2 rRNA genes (1 of these 2 only partly in view) are annotated in these 2686 nt (G+C 53.9%); both read right to left on the bottom strand.

Going from position 1 to position 2686, the window contains the following annotated elements:
• Positions 1 to 9: 9 nt before the first annotated feature.
• A 5S ribosomal RNA gene (gene rrf / locus ACQG3P_RS18835) occupies positions 10 to 124 on the bottom strand.
• 124 nt (positions 125 to 248) lie between these two features.
• Positions 249 to 2686 (bottom strand): 23S ribosomal RNA (locus ACQG3P_RS18830) (it continues 441 nt past the right edge of the window).

Below are 2686 nucleotides of genomic sequence, written 5' to 3'. Positions count from 1 at the left end.
GGGTGTAAACCCTGGCGATGACCTACTCTCGCATGGCTTGAGCCACACTACCATCGGCGCAGCTGCGTTTCACTTCCGAGTTCGGGATGGGATCGGGTGGTTCCACAGCGCTAATTTCACCAGGGAGACGGTTGGAGCGTCGCCATCCAAACAACGGATTCAGGCGCCTGCCTCTCATAGTTCTTGTGACGTAGCGTGCACTTGGGCTCTATCGACATGTCATGTCGGCCAAGGCAACTTGAGGTTATATGGTCAAGCCACACGGATCATTAGTATCAGTTAGCTCAATACATTGCTGTACTTACACACCTGACCTATCAACCACATAGTCTATATGGTTCCTTCAGGGGGCTTGTGCCCCGGGAGATCTCATCTTGAGGCGCGCTTCCCGCTTAGATGCTTTCAGCGGTTATCGCTTCCGAACATAGCTACCCGGCAATGCCACTGGCGTGACAACCGGAACACCAGAGGTTCGTCCACTCCGGTCCTCTCGTACTAGGAGCAGCCCCTCTCAAATCTCCAACGCCCATGGCAGATAGGGACCGAACTGTCTCACGACGTTCTGAACCCAGCTCGCGTACCACTTTAAATGGCGAACAGCCATACCCTTGGGACCGACTACAGCCCCAGGATGTGATGAGCCGACATCGAGGTGCCAAACACCGCCGTCGATATGAACTCTTGGGCGGTATCAGCCTGTTATCCCCGGAGTACCTTTTATCCGTTGAGCGATGGCCCTTCCATACAGAACCACCGGATCACTAAGTCCTAGTTTCCTACCTGCTTGATCCGTCGATCTTGCAGTCAAGCACGCTTATGCCTTTGCACACAGTGCGCGATGTCCGACCGCGCTGAGCGTACCTTCGAGCTCCTCCGTTACTCTTTAGGAGGAGACCGCCCCAGTCAAACTACCCACCATACACGGTCCCCGACCCAGATAATGGGCCCAGGTTAGAACGTCAAGCACGACAGGGTGGTATTTCAAGGATGGCTCCGCCACAGCTAGCGCCATGGTTTCATAGCCTCCCACCTATCCTACACAGACGAACTCAACGTTCAGTGTAAAGCTATAGTAAAGGTTCACGGGGTCTTTCCGTCTTGCCACGGGAACGCTGCATCTTCACAGCGATTTCAATTTCACTGAGTCTCGGGTGGAGACAGCGCCGCTGTCGTTACGCCATTCGTGCAGGTCGGAACTTACCCGACAAGGAATTTCGCTACCTTAGGACCGTTATAGTTACGGCCGCCGTTTACTGGGGCTTCGATCAAGAGCTTCGCCTTGCGGCTGACCCCATCAATTAACCTTCCAGCACCGGGCAGGCGTCACACCCTATACGTCCACTTTCGTGTTTGCAGAGTGCTGTGTTTTTGATAAACAGTCGCAGCGGCCTGGTTTCTGCGGCCCTCTTCAGCTATAGCTCGCATGAGCCACCAAAAAGGGCGCACCTTCTCCCGAAGTTACGGTGCCATGTTGCCTAGTTCCTTCACCCGAGTTCTCTCAAGCGCCTGAGAATTCTCATCCTACCCACCTGTGTCGGTTTACGGTACGGTCTGCGTAAGCTGAAGCTTAGGAGCTTTTCCTGGAAGCGTGGTATCAGTGACTTTGTCTTAAAGACTCGTCTCGGTGCTCGGTCTTGAAGGATCCCGGATTTGCCAAAGATCCAAACCTACCGCCTTTCCCCCGGACAACCAACGCCGGGTACACCTAACCTTCTCCGTCCCTCCATCGCACTTACGCGAGGTGCAGGAATATTAACCTGCTTCCCATCGACTACGACTTTCGTCCTCGCCTTAGGGGCCGACTCACCCTGCGCCGATTAACGTTGCGCAAGGAAACCTTGGGCTTTCGGCGTGCGGGTTTTTCACCCGCATTATCGTTACTCATGTCAGCATTCGCACTTCCGATACCTCCAGCAGACTTCTCAATCCACCTTCAACGGCTTACGGAACGCTCCTCTACCGCGTACATATAAATATGCACACCCCAAGCTTCGGTTCACTGCTTAGCCCCGTTAAATCTTCCCCGCAGACCGACTCGACCAGTGAGCTATTACGCTTTCTTTAAAGGGTGGCTGCTTCTAAGCCAACCTCCTGGCTGTCTGTGCCTTTCCACATGGTTTTCCACTTAGCAGTGAATTTGGGACCTTAGCTGTGGGTCTGGGTTGTTTCCCTTTTCACGACGGACGTTAGCACCCGCCGTGTGTCTCCCATACAGTCCGTCTCGGTATTCGGAGTTTGCAATGGTTTGGTAAGTCGCGATGACCCCCTAGCCATAACAGTGCTCTACCCCCGAGAGGATACATATGAGGCGCTACCTAAATAGCTTTCGAGGAGAACCAGCTATCTCCGGGTTCGATTAGCTTTTCACTCCTAATCACAGCTCATCCCCGTCTTTTGCAACAGACGTGGGTTCGGGCCTCCAGTACCTGTTACGGCACCTTCACCCTGGCCATGACTAGATCACCCGGTTTCGGGTCTACTGCCCGCGACTATGCGCCCTTATCAGACTCGGTTTCCCTTCGCCTCCCCTATACGGTTAAGCTTGCCACGAACAGTAAGTCGCTGACCCATTATACAAAAGGTACGCAGTCACTCTTTCGAGCTCCTACTGCTTGTACGCACACGGTTTCAGGATCTATTTCACTCCCCTCTCCGGGGTTCTTTTCGCCTTTCCCTCACGGTACTG

The sequence above is a fragment of the Stenotrophomonas sp. SrG genome (genome assembly GCF_050031795.1).
In the GTDB taxonomy this organism is placed as follows: domain Bacteria; phylum Pseudomonadota; class Gammaproteobacteria; order Xanthomonadales; family Xanthomonadaceae; genus Stenotrophomonas; species Stenotrophomonas rhizophila_A.
This window is presented reverse-complemented; position numbering and strand designations above follow the sequence as displayed.